The sequence below is a fragment of the Ruegeria sp. CDSC051 genome, from assembly GCF_059610665.1.
This window is the reverse complement of the sequence record NZ_JBXWOC010000003.1, coordinates 1-17,746: the sequence shown is the minus strand read 5'-3', so window position 1 is coordinate 17,746 and position 17,746 is coordinate 1. Positions and strand designations below refer to the sequence as shown.

Genomic DNA, 17,746 nt, shown 5'->3' with positions numbered 1-17,746 from the left:
CTTGAAGCAATCGGCAAACCTGTTGCGCAACGTTCGGGGCTATCTTCTTCACTCTCAACAAGCCGCCCCGCTGCCGTCTCTGGTGAAAATTGATATTTCGCCGCTGTGCTCACTAGCCTGTCCACATTGCGTCCATGCGAACCCGTCCCGACGCAACCGGCCATTACTCAGCGATCAGAATTTCGGAAAGCAGGACAAACTCAGCCTTCAGCAGTACCGGCATATCATTGACCAGATCAAAGATCGCGCGCTTGGTGTAAGCCTGTTCTACTATGGCGATCCTCTGGCACACCCGGACCTCAACGACATGATCCGGGCCACGACTGCAGCCGGTTTGGAAAGCCATATCACCACCCATTTCAGCTATCGGCTAAAAGCCGAGAGGATTCATGACCTGGTCGATGCCGGGCTTAGCCATATCACAATCTCGGTTGATGGCGCGACGCAGGAAAGCTTTCAGGTTACCCGTGTTCGCGGACGCCTGGATTTCGTCCTGAACAACCTGCGACTACTGGCTGGCTATAAAAAGAGGAAGGGTCTGAAATCTCCGTTCATAGAAATACAGCATATCTCTTTCCCCCATCACGCCGAGGATGAATTGGATCAGGTGAAGGCCATCGTAGACGAGATTGGTATCGACGCCTTTACCACGTTTGAAGGGCTACGGTTCGATGCAAATGGAGATCTGTACAACGTCGTAGACGACGATCCCGATCGGATTGAAAATGGCCCGCCCCTGTCATCATCCCTCACCCCAAGGTGCCATTGGCCCCACAGCAGCACGGTCATTCGCTTTGATGGCGATGTGATTCCCTGCTGTCTCTGGCGATCCGGCCGCCAATATGTTTCCGACAAGAACCGTGATCCGCATGTGTTGGGAAATGTTTTCGACGAACCACTTGAAACCATCTGGAACAACGAAAAATACAAAGCTCTGCGCCGGCAGGTCTGGAACCCGCGTGCTCATTCCAAACGCGAAGCAGCAGCCAGTTTTTGCGATGGATGCCCCAGGCTGTACGAAAAACCAGGCAGAGAACCCCCGTTGCGCCATGAAGTCGACATTGAGTTTGCAGAAAAAAAGGCGCTCGGGTCATAGCCGAGTTTGCGCCGAGGCACTGAACAGCACCATATGACGAGCCGGAAAAAAGACGACCGGCCAAACAAGAAAACGCCCCCGATCAGATCGGGGGCGTTTTTAAGTCTTCAAAGAACTCGCGATTAGCCGCGTTCTTCGATGATCTCTACCAGATGCGGGATCTTGTTGACCATGCCGCGGACCGAAGGAGTATCCTCCAGCTCACGGGTTTTGTGCATCTTGTTCAAGCCCAGACCGATCAGGGTCGCGCGCTGTTCGGCGGGGCGGCGGATCGGGGAACCGATCTGCTTGACGACGAGGGTTTTTGCCATGGGTCGCTCTCCTTATGCTTCTGCTTCAGCAGCAACAGGCGCTTCGTCCCGCTTGGGCAGGATGTCAGCAACTTTCTTGCCGCGACGCTGTGCAACCGAACGCGGGCTCTGCTCTTTTTGCAGGCCGTTGATGGTGGCGCGGATCATGTTGTACGGGTTCTGCGAGCCCAACGACTTGGACACAACGTCCTTGACGCCCAGCATTTCGAACACAGCACGCATCGGACCACCGGCGATGATACCAGTACCTTCAGGTGCCGAGCGCATAACCACTTTACCGGCGCCGTGACGGCCTTCGATATCGTGGTGCAGGGTCCGACCTTCGCGCAGCTGCACGCGGATCATCTGACGCTTGGCTTGTTCAGTTGCCTTACGGATGGCCTCGGGTACTTCTTTTGCTTTACCCTTGCCAAAGCCGACGCGGCCCTTCTGATCGCCGACAACCACCAGAGCGGCGAAGCCAAAGCGCTTACCACCTTTTACGGTTTTCGACACGCGGTTGATCGCGACCAGACGGTCTGCGAATTCCGGAGTTTCGTCGCGGTCGCGGCCACGGCCCCGACGGTTTTCACGTTCTGCCATTTGGCATCCCTTTTCTCATGTGGCGCATTACGGCGCCGTTGTTTCAATCCAAGTGAGCCTCGACTATTGCCGAGGCCCCCGGATCATCGGGGCAGCTGAGGCGCTGCCCGCAAGTCTTAGATCTTCAGACCACCTTCACGCGCAGCGTCGGCGACAGCCTTCACTTTGCCGTGGAACAGGAAGCCGCCACGATCGAAATAAGCCTCTTCGACGCCTGCCTTCTTGGCACGCTCGGCGATGGCTGCGCCCACTTTCGTAGCCGCTTCGACGTTGTTTGTGCCAACTACACCCAGATCTTTTTCCAGGGTCGAGGCCGAGGCCAGGGTCACACCACGAACGTCGTCGATCAGCTGAGCGCTGATGTTCTTGTTCGAACGGTGAACCGACAGGCGTACACGACCTGCATTGACCTTGCGAAGTTTGTTCCGAACGCGCAGGCGGCGCTTCAGAAACAGGGTTCTTTTGCTGTTTGCCATTGTTTGCGTCCTTACTTCTTCTTGCCTTCTTTGCGGAAGATGAATTCGCCCTTATAGCGGATACCCTTGCCTTTATACGGCTCGGGACGGCGCCATTCGCGGATTTTCGCCGCGACTTCGCCCACCTGCTGCTGGTCGTTACCTTCCACAATGATCACGGTCTGCTTCGGTGCGGTGATGGTGACACCTTCCGGAGCAACGAAATCAACGTCGTGGCTGTAGCCCAGGTTCAGCTTCAGGGTGTTCCCCTGCATCTGAGCCCGGTAACCAACACCCTGGATCTCCAGCTCTTTTTTGAAGCCTTCGGTCACACCGGTTACCAGATTGGCAACCATGGTGCGGCTCATGCCCCATTGCTGGCGGGCACGTTTGGACATGCCACGCGGGTTGATTTGAACCACATTGTCTTCGACCGACAGCGTAACGTCATCAGTCGCAGTGAAGCTACGGGCACCTTTCGGGCCTTTGACTTCGATGGTCTGGCCGGAAACCGAGGCGGTTACACCGCTGGGCAGTTCGACCGGACGTTTACCAATACGAGACATTGACAGACCTCCTTAGAAGACGGTGCAGAGCACTTCGCCGCCAACATTGTTGGAGCGTGCATTCTGGTCCGACATCACACCTTTCGGAGTGCTGACAATCGACACACCCAGACCCTGACGGACCTGCGGGATGTCATTGACGCCCATGTATACGCGACGACCGGGCTTGGAGACCCGCTTCAACTCGCGAATGACAGGGGTGCCTTCGTAGTATTTCAGGCTGATTTCGATGGCCGGATGACCGTTTTCACCGGTCATCTTTTCGTAGCCACGGATGTAACCTTCGTCCGCCAGCACGTCCAGAACCCAGGCGCGCAGTTTCGACGCCGGAGTGTTTACAGTGGACTTGCCGCGCATTTGCGCGTTGCGGATACGGGTGAGCATATCGCCGATAGGATCGTTCATATCTATGTCTCCCTTACCAGCTCGATTTCACCATGCCGGGGATCTGACCTGCAGAACCCAGCTCGCGCAGCATGATACGGCTGACCTTCAGCTTACGATAGTAAGCATGAGGACGACCTGTCAGCTGACAGCGGTTGTGAAGACGAGTTGCCGAGCTGTTGCGCGGCAGTTTCGCCAGTTTCAGACGCGCTTTGAAACGCTCTTCCATCGGCTTGCTCTCGTCATTCGCGATTTCTTTCAGCTCGGCACGCTTTGCGGCATATTTGGCCACCAGGCGTTCGCGCTTCTTCTCGCGTTCGATCATTGCTTTTTTAGCCATGTCTCAATCCTCCCGGCGCTTAAGCGTTGAACGGCATGTTGAACGCTTTCAACAGGCTTTTCGCTTCAGCGTCGGTTTTCGCTGTGGTGGCAATTACGATATCCAGGCCCCAGACCTCGTCGACCTTGTCGAAGTCGATTTCCGGGAACACGATGTGCTCTTTCATGCCCATGGCAAAGTTGCCACGACCATCGAAAGAAGGCTTAACACCGCGGAAGTCACGAACGCGCGGCAGCGCGATGGTGATCAGACGATCCAGGAATTCATACATCCGGTCACCGCGCAGGGTAACTTTCGCACCCAGCGGCATGTCTTCACGGACGCGGAAACCCGCGATCGACTTCTTCGCCAGTGTTGCAACAGCCTTTTGGCCTGCAATCGCGGTCAGATCTTCAACAGCGGCTTTCGCCTTCTTCGAGTCTCTGACGGCCTCTGCACCACAACCGATGTTCAGAACGATCTTTTCCAGCTTGGGCAGCTGCATATCGCTCTTGTAACCGAACTCTTCTTTCAGAGCGGCACGGATGGTTTCAGCGTACTGAGCTTTCAGACGCGGGGTGTAGGTTGCGGTATCAAGCATCGATCACGTCCCCCGTGGTCTTGGCAAAACGAACCTTCTTGTCACCTTCCATGCGGAAGCCAACGCGGGTTGCTTTACCGTTTTTGTCCAGCAGAGCCAGGTTCGACAGCTCAATCGGGTTTGCCTGAGGCAGGCGACCACCTTGCGAGGTCTGCGACTGGCGGGTATGGCGAATGGCGATGTTCACGCCATCAACAACGGCTTTACCGGCTTTCGGGTCGACCGAGGTGATAGTTCCCTCTTTGCCCTTGTCCTTGCCAGCCAGCACGACGACCTTGTCGCCTTTGCGGAGTTTAGCAGCCATGATTACAGCACCTCCGGAGCAAGCGAGATGATTTTCATGAAGTTCTTCGCGCGCAGTTCACGAACAACAGGGCCAAAGATACGGGTACCTACGGGCTCGTTGTTGTTGTTCAGAATGACGGCGGCGTTGCGATCGAAACGGATCGCGGTGCCGTCTTCGCGACGGACTTCTTTGGCGGTGCGTACGACGACGGCCTTACGGACGTCACCTTTCTTTACGCGGCCGCGTGGGATGGCTTCCTTCACCGAGACGACAATGATGTCGCCTACAGAGGCGTATTTACGCTTGGAACCACCCAGGACCTTGATGCACTGAACTCGGCGTGCGCCGGAGTTGTCAGCGACATCCAGATTGGTCTGCATCTGGATCATGTGGTTTCTCCCGACCTGTGGGGGCTGGTCTTGTTAGATCCCCCAGGGTTTCGACAAATGGGAAAATCCCGGAGGCTTACGCTTCCAGAACTTCCCAACGTTTCGTCTTCGATTTCGGCGCGCATTCGATGATGCGAACTGTATCGCCGACCTTGAAGGCGTTCTTTTCATCGTGAGCCCGGTATTTCTTGGACTTACGGATGGTTTTCTTCAGAACCGGATGCGTAAAGCGGCGCTCGACGGATACGGTTACAGTCTGTGCGTTGGCATCGCTCGTTACGGTGCCGGAAAGGATACGCTTAGGCATAGGATTACTCCTCCGATGCCGCAGCAGCGGCCTTTTCGTTCAGGATGGTTTTAACGCGGGCGGCGTTGCGGCGGGCCGCTTTGATGCCAGCGGTGCTTTCCATCTGACCGGTTGCCTGTTGAAAGCGCAGGTTAAAGCTTTCTTTCTTCAGGTTGGCCAGTTCCTCGCGGAGCTGGTCAGGGGTCTTGTCACGCAGTTCTTGGGCGTTCATCGCCTTTTCCTTTGCTCAAAACACCAGAAGGCCCCTATGCAGGGTCACCTTTGACCTGGTGGATGAATGATAGACATACGAATCCCCCGACTCGGCCGGGGGAACGCAAGATGCCGCTCTATAGGGGGTTCTGGGGTGGGTGGCAAGGGAAAGTATGGAGGATTGATCGAGAGGCCGTTTTTAGCGCTCTGCTCACTTGAGCAACCAGCGACGGGCACGAGATGTTTGAACCGAATTTGGAAGCCTATTCGCTCTTGGAGCGAATTCCATCGAAACCTCTTCCCCAAACCAATCCAGAGTTCGGCAGCATATGCGCCTGCTTCAAAACTATCTTTAGCTCTGGAGAATACAGCACCTTTACCGTTCGTTCGTCATCCCCTGATACATGCTCACGCACCAGAACTTCCCAAACTTTGTATTTACACGTTCCAACCCGTTCAATTCGATTTTTCTGGAACTCAACCGTTACAGTGCCGAGTAAGGCTTCTTTATCGCCATCTTGTATCGTGAAGCCTGACTGCCACTCTTTTTGCTGCTCTAGGTCATCTAAGGAACTAACTGATTGCTCGTATGAACGCTTTGAGGCGGTGAACTTCATAAAGGTCTCGCCGAACAGCAAAGGATGCGCGTAGTGGCTAGCGAAACCTATGCGCCTAGAGTCTTCGGTTCTCAACTCAACGACAAACCCCGTCTCAACAACGGTTTGAACTCGTAAAAGCCATGTTCCGCCATAGTCCAACCAGACGCCTTTACCGACATCTACACGGGTTGGGCACGTCGCAAGTGCAGGTGCGACGGCCAACGCCAAAAAAAGTGAAACCGCTAGTACAACCTTTGCTGGTTTTGGCGCGCCCATGGTTTACTCCCACAAAATAGAAAAGCTGGCATTAATCCCGCCACCCTAGGCCTCGTTGACAGGTGCGTTGAATGCACCAGCCATTACAGCATGTAGACATCCCACTCACAAACGCAAAACGCGGCCTCGTTTGCACGAGACCGCGTCTTCAACTGTCTAAGTCTGAGTGACTTACGCCAGAGCGATGTTCACAGCCGACTCACGACCGTCACGGCCGGGTTCGATGTCGAACGTTACTTTCTGGTCGTCGGCCAGGCCGGTCAGACCCGAGCGCTCGACAGCAGAGATGTGTACAAACACGTCTTTGCCACCGGTCTCCGGTGCGATGAAGCCAAAACCTTTAGTTGTGTTGAACCATTTTACGGTGCCGTTGGCCATATCCGTAGTCTCCTAGTAAATTGCTGTCCGCGGAATTGCGACAGCGCGGCGTTGTCGGTCTGGATCGAAAGACTGAACGCCGATATTCGGGAGACAGTGGTCGAAAAAGAAAAACGTAAGCGCCCCCCACATCGTTTATCTGACGACACAATGCAAGAACTTTTCACACATTCCTTTGAATCAGAGTCCCTTAAACGACCGTGCTAGTCCCATTTATAGTTAAAGCTGACGGAAATCCGCTCATCCTCGGCCATGTTCATCGGCACCTCGTGGCGCAACCAGCTCTCCCATAGCAAGACATCGCCAACCTGAGGCTTCACATAGATGAATGGCTGCAGGTCCCGACGCCCCCCTTTCATACGCGTGGGCGCTGCCATCATGCGGCCCGAGCGCGGGTCTTCAAGCTTCAGCGCGCTAGCGCCTTCGGGCATCGAAACATAAGTCGTGCCCGAGATCACGCTGTGTGGGTGCAGGTGGCTGGAGTGCATTCCGCCCTCGGGCAAAATGTTGATCCAAAGGTCTTCAAGCTTTAGTTCACCCTCACCCAGATCAAACTCCAGATCCTTAGCAAAAGCTGCAACGTGCTGGTCCAGCACCTTAACCAGATCGGCAAAGATCGGAAACCGCCAGGGCAGATCCGTCAGCGAGGCATAGCTGGTATAACCGGGATAGCCGTTTTCTTCGCACCATTCCTGCCCGGCCTCATCATCCTCGGCGATGACAAGACAGGAGCTTTCCAGCTCCTCCGGGTCGATCTTGGGATCAAACTCGGACAAAGCTGCGCGATAGAGACGGGTGACAAAAAGTGATTCAATCTGTGCCATGGGCCTGTCTTAAACCAGCCTCTCGATGAAGGCGATGGGTGTTTTGCGAGGCTGTCGCGGGGGCAGCCCCATCAAACCAAAAACCCCCGCCGGATTCCCGACGGGGGTCAATCTTGTCGCGAGCGGGGTCGCCCCCGGGTCGCTTACCAGTCTTCGCGAACCACGACGCGAGTCTTGATCGGCAGCTTCATCGCAGCCAGGCGCAGGGCCTCGCGGGCGATGTCGTCATTGACGCCGTCGATTTCGAACATCACGCGGCCAGGCTTGACTTTGCATGCCCAGCGGTCGACCGAACCTTTACCTTTACCCATACGAACTTCGATCGGCTTAGCCGTAACCGGAGTGTCGGGGAAGATGCGGATCCAGACACGGCCCTGACGCTTCATGTGACGCGTCATGGCACGACGTGCAGCTTCGATCTGGCGTGCAGTTACACGCTCAGGCTCAAGAGCTTTCAGTCCATAGGTGCCAAAGTTCAGATCAGAGCCGCCCTTGGCTTCACCCTTGATCCGGCCTTTGTGCATCTTGCGGAATTTAGTACGCTTTGGTTGAAGCATATCTTTCCCTCCTTAGCGACGACCGCCACCAGCACCACGAGGTGCAGGGCCGTCCTGGAGTTCCTGTGCTTTACGGTCACGTGCCTGCGGATCGTGCTCCATGATCTCACCTTTGAAGATCCAGACCTTGATCCCGATGATCCCATAAGGAGTCATCGCTTCGGCTTGTGCGTAATCGATGTCGGCGCGCAGCGTGTGCAGAGGCACACGGCCTTCGCGGTACCACTCGGTCCGTGCGATTTCTGCGCCACCCAGACGGCCAGCGACGTTCACCCGGATACCCAGAGAGCCCATACGCATGGCGTTCTGAACAGACCGCTTCATCGCGCGACGGAACGAAACCCGGCGCTCCAGCTGCTGAGCGATAGACTCGGCAACCAGCTGCGCGTCAAGCTCGGGCTTGCGCACTTCGACGATGTTCAGGTGCAATTCGCTGTCTGTCATCAGGGCGATTTTCTTGCGCAGAACTTCAATGTCCGCGCCTTTCTTGCCGATGATGACACCCGGACGTGCAGTGTGGATCGTAACGCGGCACTTCTTGTGCGGACGTTCGATGATCACACGAGCGATGCCGGCTTGCTTGCACTCTTTGTTGATGAACTCACGGATCTTCAGATCTTCCAGCAGAAGATCACCGTAGTCCTTGGTGTCGGCGTACCAGCGGCTGTCCCAGGTGCGGTTCACCTGAAGGCGCATGCCGATCGGATTTACTTTATGACCCATTAGGCTTGCTCCTCAACTTGACGCACCTTGATGGTGATCTCCGAGAACGGCTTCATGATCTTGCCGAAACGGCCACGGGCCCGGGGGCGACCGCGTTTCATGACCAGGTTCTTACCAACCCATGCTTCGGCAACGATCAGCTCGTCGACGTCCAGGTTGTGGTTGTTCTCAGCGTTGGCGATTGCGGACTGCAGGCACTTTTTGACGTCCTGCGCGACACGCTTGTTCGAGAAAGTCAGGTCGGTCAGTGCCTTCTCAACTTTCTTGCCGCGGATCATCTGCGCAACCAGGTTCAGTTTCTGCGGGCTGGTACGGAGCATGCGCGTTTTCGCCATTGCTTCGTTTTCAGCCACGCGGCGGGGGTTCTTTTCCTTGCCCATGACTTACTTCCGCTTCGCTTTTTTGTCAGCGGCGTGACCGTAATAGGTACGAGTTGGCGAATACTCACCAAACTTCTGACCGATCATGTCTTCCGAGACGTTGACGGGGATATGCTTCTGGCCGTTGTACACACCAAAGGTCAGACCCACGAACTGGGGCAGAATGGTGGAACGACGCGACCAGATCTTGATGACTTCGTTGCGGCCCGACTCGCGCGCTGCTTCGGCTTTTTTCAGCACGTAAGCATCGACGAAAGGACCCTTCCAAACAGAGCGAGACATGGATTAACGTCCCTTCTTCTTGGCGTGCCGCGAGCGGATGATCAGCTTCTGGGACGCTTTGTTTTTGTTGCGAGTACGCTTACCCTTGGTGTCCTTACCCCAAGGCGTAACCGGTGTACGGCCACCCGAGGTACGACCTTCACCACCACCGTGCGGGTGATCGATCGGGTTCATAGCGACACCACGAACCGACGGACGCACGCCTTTGTGGCGCATACGACCGGCTTTACCGAGGTTTTGGTTGCTGTTGTCGGGGTTGGACACGGCACCAACGGTGGCCATGCATTCCTGACGAACCATGCGCAGCTCGCCCGAGCTCAGACGGATCTGAGCATAACCGCCATCGCGGCCTACGAATTGCGCGTAAGTACCGGCCGCACGTGCGATCTGACCACCCTTGCCGGGCTTCATCTCGATGTTGTGGACGATGGTACCAATAGGCATACCCGAGAACGGCATTGCGTTGCCCGGCTTGATGTCGGCCTTGGCCGAAGCCACAACCTTGTCACCAATAGCCAGACGCTGCGGAGCCAGGATATATGCCTGCTCGCCGTCTTCGTATTTTACCAGTGCGATAAACGCGGTCCGGTTCGGGTCATATTCGATCCGCTCGACGGTTGCCGCGACATCAAATTTATTCCGTTTGAAGTCAACGATCCGGTAGAGACGCTTTGCGCCACCGCCGCGGCGGCGTGAAGTGATCCGTCCGGTGTTGTTCCGGCCGCCCGATTTGGTCAAACCCTCAGTGAGAGACTTGACCGGACGTCCTTTCCAAAGCTCCGAACGGTCGATCAGCACCAGCCCGCGCTGGCCCGGCGTCGTCGGCTTGTACGACTTGAGTGCCATGCTTTCTGTCTTCCGTTTAGCAAGTGCAGGGATTTCCCCGCTATGTGATAGGCCCCCGTAGGTGCCAAGGGTATAGGGCCCCGAAGGTCCCCGGTTACAAATATCAGAAGCCCCGGAACGAATCCGAGGCCGCAAGATTGGGTGCATATAGCCGTGTTGGGGGTGGGTGTCTAGTGGGGGGCGCTGGATTTTCGCGTCCCACCAAGGTTCGCTTGTTGGGGTGTGCGAAGCATTAAAACACTCCACTACAAGTTTTGGGTGGGATACTTTCGGATAATGCCAAAATAACTGCTTTACCCAACTCCAACTCAATTCTCCTGGTGACCCTGCGCTTTCAACTCTCGCACAATGCGGAATCCGACCCACGGTCCCCAATAGTCTTCTGGTTGGCCTACACGCCGAGCTGGGCGAGCCAATTCTACAGATCCTCCGTACGAGCCCCCCTTACCAACGCGCTTACAGCCAAGCGGTCGAATCGAAGCAGCGAGGTATCGACCCGAAGTGGCAAAAACGAGATGCCCTTCGCTCCAACACGATCTTGTCGTTTCAGATACGTTTCCAGACATATGACGCAGCCCCCAAGAATTTGCAGCATCCAACTCATCCACTGCAACAGGCCGTTTTTCGTTCCCGGGGTCTCTTCTCCACACCTTCCTGCCATCTTCGATTTCTCGCCAATAGACAGAAAAGTTGGCTTGTTCCCGTGTCAGTGAATCACCTTGTGCAAAGATTGTTTTTGCTCCTGCCCGGGCAGCGTATTCCCATTCTACTTCGGTAGGGAGTCGGTAGACCTTGGCACCTACCTTGTCATTTAGCCATGCTAAGTAGTCTTGCATTTCGGTGTAGGTGACAGCGGTGATCGGGCTGCGTGGATGGTCTTGGTAGGGGCCGTTTCTAAGTCGAAAGCGTATACGTGCGTCGGCCTCATCTACGCACCTTCTCTCGGCGACGCAAGCGGACCACTCCTCTCGAGTAACTTCGGTAAGACCCATTGCAATCGGAACATCAATTGTAACGTCGTGTTTTGGGGTCTCGCTGACGAATGTGTCATAGGGGTCTGGGACTTCATCGGGATCAATGTTTAGACCAATCTTGAAACGACGATGCGCTTCCCTCGCCTCTTTTTCAGTTGATCCGAACGAAAAATACCCCTTAGGCAAAACAACCATTGATGGACATGCTTCGCACTCCTGAAACGCATCAAAATCTGAAACCACTTGGCTTTTGGAGATGAAATAGCTCTCATCCGCGAAAGTCGGCGAAACATGAAAGAGCGCGATGAAACCCACCTGCAAAAGGAAAAGTCTGAAGAGGCACATACTGCCCAACCCCTATCAATTCTTCTAAGGACGCTCAGCTCGAGAGTTTAAGCGGCCTTATGGTTTGATCGAATAGCCGTTGCACCCGAATAAGCCGAGATTGGACCGTATCCCCTCCCCAATAATCCGCTTTCACTGGAGCCTTTTTCTCTTTTCAATGACGGTTCGATACGAGACCACTGGACACGTCGATGGCGTTACCCTCTTCTAGGGTCACTTATGCTTTCTTAACGTCTTTCCGCCCACACAACCGGCCTCGCAAGATCACTTCTTGTCGCGCGCGGCCTTCTCTTCTTTGGTCAGCTTGGCGTTCCAGACATTCTTGCTCAAACCCAGCTCAGCGGGCGCGGGTTTGGTTTTGCCAATGCTGACTTTGCCTCCTTTATCCAGGAACTCCTGAATAAGGGCCTCATCTGTAGTTTCTTTGGGGACATGTTTCATAAGAGCGACCGTATCCGCATCACACGCCGGGGGCAACGACCGGATTTCCGGCTAACGTTCACACCCTCTGAACAAGCCCGTCACCCATACAGCGCGCGCGCTTCGGCAAAGGACAGCAGGCGACGGTTCTTTTCATCCCACAGGTGCAGCCGCGCGTTGGCGAGGCTCTCGCGGATGGTCATCCGGTTGCTGTTGGCCAATTCGTCATGATCCCGCAGCACTTCGGTCAGGCGATAGAACGGGATGCGACTGTACAGATGGTGTACGTGGTGGATGCCGATATTGGCCGTGAACCACTGCAATACGGATGGCAGGATGTAATGCGAACTTCCGTGCAGGGCGGCCTCGTGCAGTTGCCAGTCCTGATCAGGGTCCCATTGCGTCTCTTCGAATTGGTGTTGGACATAGAACAACCAGACGCCAGCCGTTGCAGCGATCAGGGTCGAAGGCAGGAAAATCAGCAGCACCGGCATCAGGCCACCAAAATAGTAGATGGCCCCCAGTGCGGCCAGAATGGCCAGGTTCGTCGCCATCGCGCTGACCCAGAATTTCGGAATACCGGTCAAGCCAAGCGGGAGGCGGTTTTGAAACAGGAACAGATAGCCGGGCCCAAAGCCAAACAGGGTGATCGGGTGGCGATAGAGCCGGTAAAATAACCGGTTCAAGGGCGTCAGCGCCCGGTATTCGGCCACCGTCAGCGTATGGATGTCTCCCATCCCGCGCTTATCCAGATTGCCAGATGAGTTGTGATGCGAGGAATGTGTGCGCCGCCAAACATCGTAAGGCGTCAACGTCAGCACCCCGAGCCCCCGACCGACCCAGTCACTGACCGTCCGGTTCGTAAAAAATGCCCCGTGACCGCAATCATGCTGAATGGCAAACAGGCGCAGCAGAAAGGCCGCGTTCAGAACCGAGATCGCAAGCGCTAGCCAATAGCTCACCGACAAAGACATCCAAGCCAAGGCCCAAAGCGCTATGAAGGGAACACAGGTAACCCCCAGCTCGAACCAGCTACGCGGTTGGCTTGGCTCCCGATATTTGGCCAGCGTCGACACCCAGTCCCGCGCGACAGTCACATCCGGGTTGTCCCGGGTCGAGAGAGTGGATTGGGTCATGCGCCTGCCATATCGTTTGTTTGTTCCATACCGGATAGACGACCCCACCGGCATAGCAATCATTTTCTGTTCGAGACGCTGGGAATGGCGCTCAACTTTTGGTGTCACTACCTAAAGAAAAACCCCCGCTTTCGCGGGGGTCTTAATGGTTTGTCCAAAGACAGGCCCGATCAAAGACCGGTGGAAATGTCGATGGTGTTACCCTCTTCAAGGGTCACATATGCTTTTTTGACGTCTTTCCGCTTGCCCAACTGGCCGCGGAACCGCTTGACCTTACCTTTGGTCACAGAGGTGTTCACCGCTTTGACCTTCACACCAAACAGTGCCTCAACGGCCTCTTTGATCTGTGGCTTGTTGCTGTCAATCGCAACCTCAAAGACAACCGCGCCGTTTTCGGACGCCATGGTCGACTTTTCGGTGATGATCGGCTTGCGGATCACGTCGTAGTGTTCTGCCTTCGCGCTCATTTCAGTCGAGCCTCCAGTGCTTCGACAGCCGCTTTGGTGAGCACCAGAGTGTCACGCTTGAGGATGTCATAAACGTTTGCACCCATCGACGGCAGGATATCCAGACCTTCGATGTTGCGCGACGCCTTCAGGAACCCTTCGTTCACGGTCGCCCCGTCGATGACCAGAGCGCGTTTCCAACCCAGGTTTGCAACCTGCTTGGCCAGAGCGGCGGTCTTGCCTTCGGCTTCGGCGTTCTCGATCACGACCAGTTCACCAGCTGCCATTTTGGCAGACAGCGCGTGGCGCAGACCAAGTTTACGGAACTTTTTCGGCAGGTCATGACCATGCGAACGCACGACCGGACCTTTGTAAACGCCACCACCCCGGAAGATCGGTGCCGAACGGGCGCCGTGGCGTGCGCCACCGGTGCCTTTTTGGCGATAGATCTTCTTGGTCGAGTAGGACACTTCCGAGCGGGTCTTGACCTTGTGGGTGCCAGCCTGCGCGTTGTTACGCTGCCAACGGACCACACGGTGCAGGATGTCCGCGCGCGGCTCCAGGCCGAACAGGTCTGCATCCAGCTCGATGTTGCCGGCTTTGCCGCCGTCCAGTTTGATTACATCAAGTTTCATGCTTCACCACCTTCCGCGGGAACTTCTTCCGCAGGTGCTTCGGTTGCAGCCGATTTCACAGCAGCCGGGAAAGGCAGGCCTTCCGGTGCTTTCTTCTTGACGGCGTCCTTGACGGTAACCCAACCGGATTTCGGTCCGGGAACGGCGCCTTTGATGAAGACCAGACCACGGTCGGCGTCGGTTTTGACGACTTCCAGGTTCTGGGTGGTTACACGGGCAGCACCCATGTGACCGGCCATCTTTTTGCCTTTGAAAACTTTGCCCGGATCCTGACACTGGCCAGTTGAACCGTGCGAACGGTGGCTGATCGAAACACCGTGCGAGGCGCGAAGACCACCGAAGTTCCAGCGCTTCATTGCACCGGCAAAGCCTTTACCGATCGAAGTACCCGAAACGTCAACTTTCTGACCTTCCAGGAAATGTTCTGCCGAAATCTCGGCGCCAACTTCAATCAAGCCATCTTCAGAGACGCGGAACTCGACCAGCTTACGCTTGGGTTCAACCTTGGCAGCGGCATAGTGACCGCGCATGGCTTTCGAGGTGCGTTTTGCCTTGGCAGCACCGGCACCCAGCTGAACAGCGGTATAGCCGTCCTTCTCGTCCGTGCGCTGTGCAACAACCTGCAGGTTGTCCAGGTGAAGAACGGTCACAGGGATCTGCTTGCCGTCTTCCATGAACAGGCGGGTCATGCCGACTTTTTTTGCGATAATACCAGAGCGCATAATCTATACCCTCCGATCTTACGACTGCAGCTTGATCTCGACGTCCACACCAGCAGCGAGGTCGAGCTTCATCAGCGCGTCAACGGTCTGGGGGGTCGGATCAACGATGTCGAGCAGACGCTTGTGCGTACGGATCTCGAACTGGTCGCGGGATTTCTTGTCAACGTGAGGGCCACGGAGAACCGTGAACTTCTCGATCTTGTTCGGCAGCGGGATCGGGCCGCGCACGTTCGCGCCGGTCCGCTTGGCAGTGTTGACGATCTCTTGCGTGCTGGCATCCAGAACGCGATAGTCAAATGCCTTCAGCCGAATACGGATATTTTGGCTTTGCATAATAACAGCCTTTTATCAGGCGTTGAGGTTGAGAGGAGGACAAGCGCGCATCGCCAACCCTCATCGAACCCAAAAGGCGGGAATCACCCCGCCTTGATGTTCTTATAGAGAACTCGCGCGATCTACAGGGGTGTGAGGGGTTTGGCAAGGGGGGAAGTTCAAACAAGTCGAATGCGCTCACCTGGCTCATACCCTATGCGTAGATTTTCTGAATTTGGGTGTCGTGACAAGATCAACTCAATCTAAAATGGTCCACCAGATTCCTGTACTGAATGCTTAGGGATTTTCTTGGACAGACACAAAAAGCCAAAGCAAGATAATTGCCCCAAACGGGTTGATAAACAGTGCTGCCACTTGCCAAAGTAATCGATTTTGTCCGCGCCGCTCTGCCATATCCCCCACTAGCGCAAACAGTTGCCAGATCGCCCAGAGCAAAAAGGCCAAAAACAAGAGGATGAATATTGCTTCCATCGTGTGTCTTCACTCTGCCCTTGTTCGTAACGTTCGATATGTCATCAGTGCAACTGAGGCGATACATGTTTCTAACTTCAAATTGTTTGAGGCTTGCACGACCTCTTTCAGATTTGTGGGCGCAGAGTAACCTCATCTCGATCCGAACCTCTGTAAAGGCCGTCCTTTGAGGAGCGGCCACTTTCACGGATAGCGAAAAGCGGGGCGTCTCCCAGCGCGATTGGCTCAACGCCTTCGCGGGCAACACAACTCGCGTTGCATGCGGAAAGATGCCCTTAGACTATGTCTTGGCTACCCGTGCCGCCATACGAGACAGTCTGGTATCCTGATAGTCGAACACTGAGCTTTCGAATGGGGCAAAAATGGCATCGCAATCGGTCGCTTCTGCAGACGGTGGCCTGACGAATTCGTGTAGCTCAAACCCGTGATCTGCCATCGCGGCGACAAAATCGCTGAACCTATAACCGCCGTGATACCGGCGCCGTACAGAGACTTCAGCCAATACAAAGGTGCATTTTTTCAGCATCTCCGATGCACCTTTAATAACCTCGATTTCAAAACCTTCCGTGTCGATTTTCAATCCGAAAGGTTCCTTGTAGGAAGACGCAATCTCATCCAGTGTTTTTACCGGGACTTGTCGCTCTTCAACTTGCGAGGTGTGCTGGATTGCCGCTTCGTCAAACTCCTGCATCGTTGCCCGTGTGCCGAGCCAACGATCGCCAACTGTTGGAATTCGAAGAGTCGTCTGTCCGCTTTCGGCACCAACTCCGCAAGCATGGAAATCAAAATCGATCTTGTCGCCCCAGTTTTTCCGTACCTTGGTTTCGTAATCCGAAATGGGCTCAACCAACACAAACTTGGCTGCAGGGAAAGCTTCGTACAAATGCTCGGTTCCCGAGGCCACCCCGACATCGAATACTGTCTCGACCTCAAAACCCAGATTACCGATATAGGCACCCGTCTCCTTCATTGGCGAAACCTGATATCCTCGCCGCTTCAGGCGTTTGGACAGTCGTTCTACGGTTTCGTCCATGTCGAAGTATCCTTCTTGCGGTTTCGCCCGATGCAATCCACTGAAACCAACTAGAGAGCACTTCAACGGCAAAAGCGCAATCTGGTATACTGTGTCGCTGGCAAGCTAGCCTAGGCGTGGCGAAATGCTATCGACCCGGGCCGTCCCCGACCAGTTCAACTTTTCTGAAAGTTACTCAAGCGGTTTCCGTTTGCCATGCGGGGCATCTTATGACCATGAACGCGTGCATCAAACAGGAAACAGCGAGATCACTCCAATGATAGAACGCATCGAAACCGGCGAGAGATCGTCCAAAATCGTTAAACATAATGGTGTGGCCTATTTGACCGGGCAAGTCGCCGAAGGTGATACCATTCAGGAACAGGTGCGTATTTGCCTTGGGAAAATTGACGACCTGCTAGAGCGCGCAGGTTCATCACGGGAAAAGATGCTGCGTGTGACCATCTGGCTGGCCGATATGAAGGACTTTGCTGGTTTGAACGAGGTCTGGAATGCTTGGGTTCCTGCAGGATACGCACCTGCGAGGGCGTGTGGCGAAGCAAAACTAGCGCGGCCCGAACTGAAGGTGGAATTCATAGTGGACGCCGCATACGACTGAAGCATGCTGCTTCTTTAGGAATTCCCCCGTCTTGAACTACCAAATTCAAACAGAAAAAGCCCGCCCCGTTTGGGGCGGGCTTTTTTTGTTTCGACGGTTAGGTCTGAGAATATTCGACGAACGATCTCATCACCGCCTCCGATCACTCAACACTCATTGGTGTACGACATGGGTGCGTCGCGGGCTTGTCGAGATCAAACGAGAAAGGGCGCCGGATGGGCGCCCTTTCCATTTGATCATTCGCTTGCGCGAATTACTCGACGATTTTCGACACAACGCC

30 protein-coding genes are annotated in these 17,746 nt (G+C 55.2%); 2 read left to right on the top strand and 28 right to left on the bottom strand.

The genetic code is table 11. The features are described 5' to 3' along the window. The first annotated feature begins 82 nt into the window (after nt 1–82). A complete protein-coding gene (locus AC2FH0_RS08310) occupies nt 83–1,096 on the top strand; it encodes a radical SAM/SPASM domain-containing protein (RefSeq protein ID WP_496789051.1) in 1,014 nt (337 codons plus the stop codon). 122 nt (nt 1,097–1,218) lie between these two features. Here the strand turns inward: AC2FH0_RS08310 and rpmD are convergent, their stop codons facing one another. The 28 genes from rpmD to AC2FH0_RS08170 form a co-directional block, all read right to left on the bottom strand. After that, nucleotides 1,219–1,407, bottom strand: coding sequence for a 50S ribosomal protein L30 (rpmD, locus tag AC2FH0_RS08305; RefSeq protein ID WP_496789050.1), 189 nt, complete (start codon nt 1,405–1,407; stop codon nt 1,219–1,221). 12 nt (nt 1,408–1,419) lie between these two features. Beyond that, complete coding sequence (gene rpsE / locus AC2FH0_RS08300) at nt 1,420–1,989, bottom strand: 30S ribosomal protein S5 (protein ID WP_142639778.1); 570 nt, start codon at nt 1,987–1,989, stop codon at nt 1,420–1,422. A 116-nt stretch (nt 1,990–2,105) separates the two neighbouring features. After that, nucleotides 2,106–2,465 carry a 50S ribosomal protein L18 gene (gene rplR / locus AC2FH0_RS08295; RefSeq protein WP_142639780.1) on the bottom strand — a complete coding sequence of 120 codons (360 nt, stop codon included), beginning with the start codon at nt 2,463–2,465 and terminating at the stop codon, nt 2,106–2,108. Between the two features lie 11 nt (nt 2,466–2,476). Further along, complete coding sequence (gene rplF, locus AC2FH0_RS08290; RefSeq protein WP_058272374.1) at nt 2,477–3,010, bottom strand: 50S ribosomal protein L6; 534 nt, start codon at nt 3,008–3,010, stop codon at nt 2,477–2,479. A 12-nt stretch (nt 3,011–3,022) separates the two neighbouring features. Next, entirely contained in the window at nt 3,023–3,415 is a 393-nt protein-coding gene (gene rpsH, locus AC2FH0_RS08285) for a 30S ribosomal protein S8 (protein ID WP_142639782.1), read from the bottom strand. A 13-nt stretch (nt 3,416–3,428) separates the two neighbouring features. Continuing rightward, nucleotides 3,429–3,734: a 30S ribosomal protein S14 gene (rpsN, locus tag AC2FH0_RS08280; protein WP_142639784.1), complete on the bottom strand. Its 306-nt coding sequence runs from the start codon at nt 3,732–3,734 to the stop codon at nt 3,429–3,431. Nucleotides 3,735–3,753: 19 nt separating this feature from the next. Further along, nucleotides 3,754–4,314 (bottom strand): 50S ribosomal protein L5, encoded by a 561-nt coding sequence (gene rplE, locus AC2FH0_RS08275; protein ID WP_142639786.1) that lies wholly within the window; start codon nt 4,312–4,314, stop codon nt 3,754–3,756. Further along, nucleotides 4,307–4,618, bottom strand: coding sequence for a 50S ribosomal protein L24 (gene rplX, locus AC2FH0_RS08270; protein WP_142639787.1), 312 nt, complete (start codon nt 4,616–4,618; stop codon nt 4,307–4,309). Before rplX ends, rplE begins: the two co-directional genes overlap by 8 nt. 2 nt (nt 4,619–4,620) lie before the next feature. Further along, on the bottom strand, nt 4,621–4,989 hold the full coding sequence (rplN, locus tag AC2FH0_RS08265) for a 50S ribosomal protein L14 (RefSeq protein WP_005621870.1): 369 nt from the start codon (nt 4,987–4,989) through the stop codon (nt 4,621–4,623). Between the two features lie 76 nt (nt 4,990–5,065). Further along, on the bottom strand, nt 5,066–5,296 hold the full coding sequence (rpsQ, locus tag AC2FH0_RS08260) for a 30S ribosomal protein S17 (RefSeq protein ID WP_037311742.1): 231 nt from the start codon (nt 5,294–5,296) through the stop codon (nt 5,066–5,068). A 4-nt stretch (nt 5,297–5,300) separates the two neighbouring features. After that, nucleotides 5,301–5,507 carry a 50S ribosomal protein L29 gene (gene rpmC, locus AC2FH0_RS08255; protein WP_074736205.1) on the bottom strand — a complete coding sequence of 69 codons (207 nt, stop codon included), beginning with the start codon at nt 5,505–5,507 and terminating at the stop codon, nt 5,301–5,303. A 244-nt stretch (nt 5,508–5,751) separates the two neighbouring features. Beyond that, a complete protein-coding gene (locus AC2FH0_RS08250) occupies nt 5,752–6,363 on the bottom strand; it encodes a hypothetical protein (RefSeq protein WP_142639789.1) in 612 nt (203 codons plus the stop codon). A gap of 171 nt (nt 6,364–6,534) precedes the next feature. Then, the gene (locus AC2FH0_RS08245) at nt 6,535–6,741 is read right to left on the bottom strand and encodes a cold-shock protein (protein WP_010437077.1); all 207 of its coding nucleotides are present in this window, start codon (nt 6,739–6,741) and stop codon (nt 6,535–6,537) included. A gap of 203 nt (nt 6,742–6,944) precedes the next feature. Continuing rightward, a complete protein-coding gene (locus tag AC2FH0_RS08240; RefSeq protein ID WP_496691900.1) occupies nt 6,945–7,565 on the bottom strand; it encodes a 2OG-Fe(II) oxygenase family protein in 621 nt (206 codons plus the stop codon). A 143-nt stretch (nt 7,566–7,708) separates the two neighbouring features. After that, a complete protein-coding gene (gene rplP, locus AC2FH0_RS08235; RefSeq protein WP_085823145.1) occupies nt 7,709–8,122 on the bottom strand; it encodes a 50S ribosomal protein L16 in 414 nt (137 codons plus the stop codon). Nucleotides 8,123–8,134: 12 nt separating this feature from the next. Further along, nucleotides 8,135–8,845, bottom strand: a complete 711-nt coding sequence (gene rpsC / locus AC2FH0_RS08230; RefSeq protein ID WP_037311761.1) for a 30S ribosomal protein S3 — start codon at nt 8,843–8,845, stop codon at nt 8,135–8,137. Then, entirely contained in the window at nt 8,845–9,225 is a 381-nt protein-coding gene (gene rplV / locus AC2FH0_RS08225) for a 50S ribosomal protein L22 (protein ID WP_039538267.1), read from the bottom strand. Before rplV ends, rpsC begins: the two co-directional genes overlap by 1 nt. Before the next feature lie 3 nt (nt 9,226–9,228). Then, nucleotides 9,229–9,507, bottom strand: a complete 279-nt coding sequence (rpsS, locus tag AC2FH0_RS08220) for a 30S ribosomal protein S19 (protein WP_005980699.1) — start codon at nt 9,505–9,507, stop codon at nt 9,229–9,231. A gap of 3 nt (nt 9,508–9,510) precedes the next feature. Further along, a complete protein-coding gene (gene rplB / locus AC2FH0_RS08215) occupies nt 9,511–10,353 on the bottom strand; it encodes a 50S ribosomal protein L2 (protein ID WP_271951974.1) in 843 nt (280 codons plus the stop codon). A gap of 308 nt (nt 10,354–10,661) precedes the next feature. Then, nucleotides 10,662–11,672, bottom strand: coding sequence for a formylglycine-generating enzyme family protein (locus AC2FH0_RS08210; protein WP_496709000.1), 1,011 nt, complete (start codon nt 11,670–11,672; stop codon nt 10,662–10,664). Between the two features lie 264 nt (nt 11,673–11,936). Continuing rightward, entirely contained in the window at nt 11,937–12,113 is a 177-nt protein-coding gene (locus AC2FH0_RS08205) for a hypothetical protein (RefSeq protein ID WP_176797675.1), read from the bottom strand. 80 nt (nt 12,114–12,193) lie between these two features. Continuing rightward, entirely contained in the window at nt 12,194–13,228 is a 1,035-nt protein-coding gene (locus AC2FH0_RS08200) for a fatty acid desaturase (protein ID WP_496691897.1), read from the bottom strand. A 170-nt stretch (nt 13,229–13,398) separates the two neighbouring features. After that, on the bottom strand, nt 13,399–13,695 hold the full coding sequence (locus AC2FH0_RS08195; RefSeq protein WP_142639794.1) for a 50S ribosomal protein L23: 297 nt from the start codon (nt 13,693–13,695) through the stop codon (nt 13,399–13,401). Further along, on the bottom strand, nt 13,692–14,309 hold the full coding sequence (gene rplD, locus AC2FH0_RS08190) for a 50S ribosomal protein L4 (protein WP_050605826.1): 618 nt from the start codon (nt 14,307–14,309) through the stop codon (nt 13,692–13,694). The genes AC2FH0_RS08195 and rplD overlap by 4 nt, the downstream gene beginning before the upstream one ends. Continuing rightward, complete coding sequence (gene rplC / locus AC2FH0_RS08185; protein WP_271951966.1) at nt 14,306–15,031, bottom strand: 50S ribosomal protein L3; 726 nt, start codon at nt 15,029–15,031, stop codon at nt 14,306–14,308. The genes rplD and rplC overlap by 4 nt, the downstream gene beginning before the upstream one ends. An 18-nt stretch (nt 15,032–15,049) precedes the next feature. After that, nucleotides 15,050–15,364, bottom strand: coding sequence for a 30S ribosomal protein S10 (rpsJ, locus tag AC2FH0_RS08180; protein WP_008756422.1), 315 nt, complete (start codon nt 15,362–15,364; stop codon nt 15,050–15,052). 276 nt (nt 15,365–15,640) lie between these two features. After that, nucleotides 15,641–15,835, bottom strand: a complete 195-nt coding sequence (locus tag AC2FH0_RS08175) for a hypothetical protein (RefSeq protein WP_282022291.1) — start codon at nt 15,833–15,835, stop codon at nt 15,641–15,643. A 280-nt stretch (nt 15,836–16,115) separates the two neighbouring features. Continuing rightward, nucleotides 16,116–16,868: an FkbM family methyltransferase gene (locus tag AC2FH0_RS08170; protein ID WP_271951961.1), complete on the bottom strand. Its 753-nt coding sequence runs from the start codon at nt 16,866–16,868 to the stop codon at nt 16,116–16,118. Between the two features lie 256 nt (nt 16,869–17,124). On the opposite strand from AC2FH0_RS08170, the gene AC2FH0_RS08165 reads away from it, so the two are divergent. Next, nucleotides 17,125–17,466 carry a RidA family protein gene (locus tag AC2FH0_RS08165; RefSeq protein WP_142639802.1) on the top strand — a complete coding sequence of 114 codons (342 nt, stop codon included), beginning with the start codon at nt 17,125–17,127 and terminating at the stop codon, nt 17,464–17,466. The last annotated feature ends 280 nt before the right edge of the window (nt 17,467–17,746 follow it).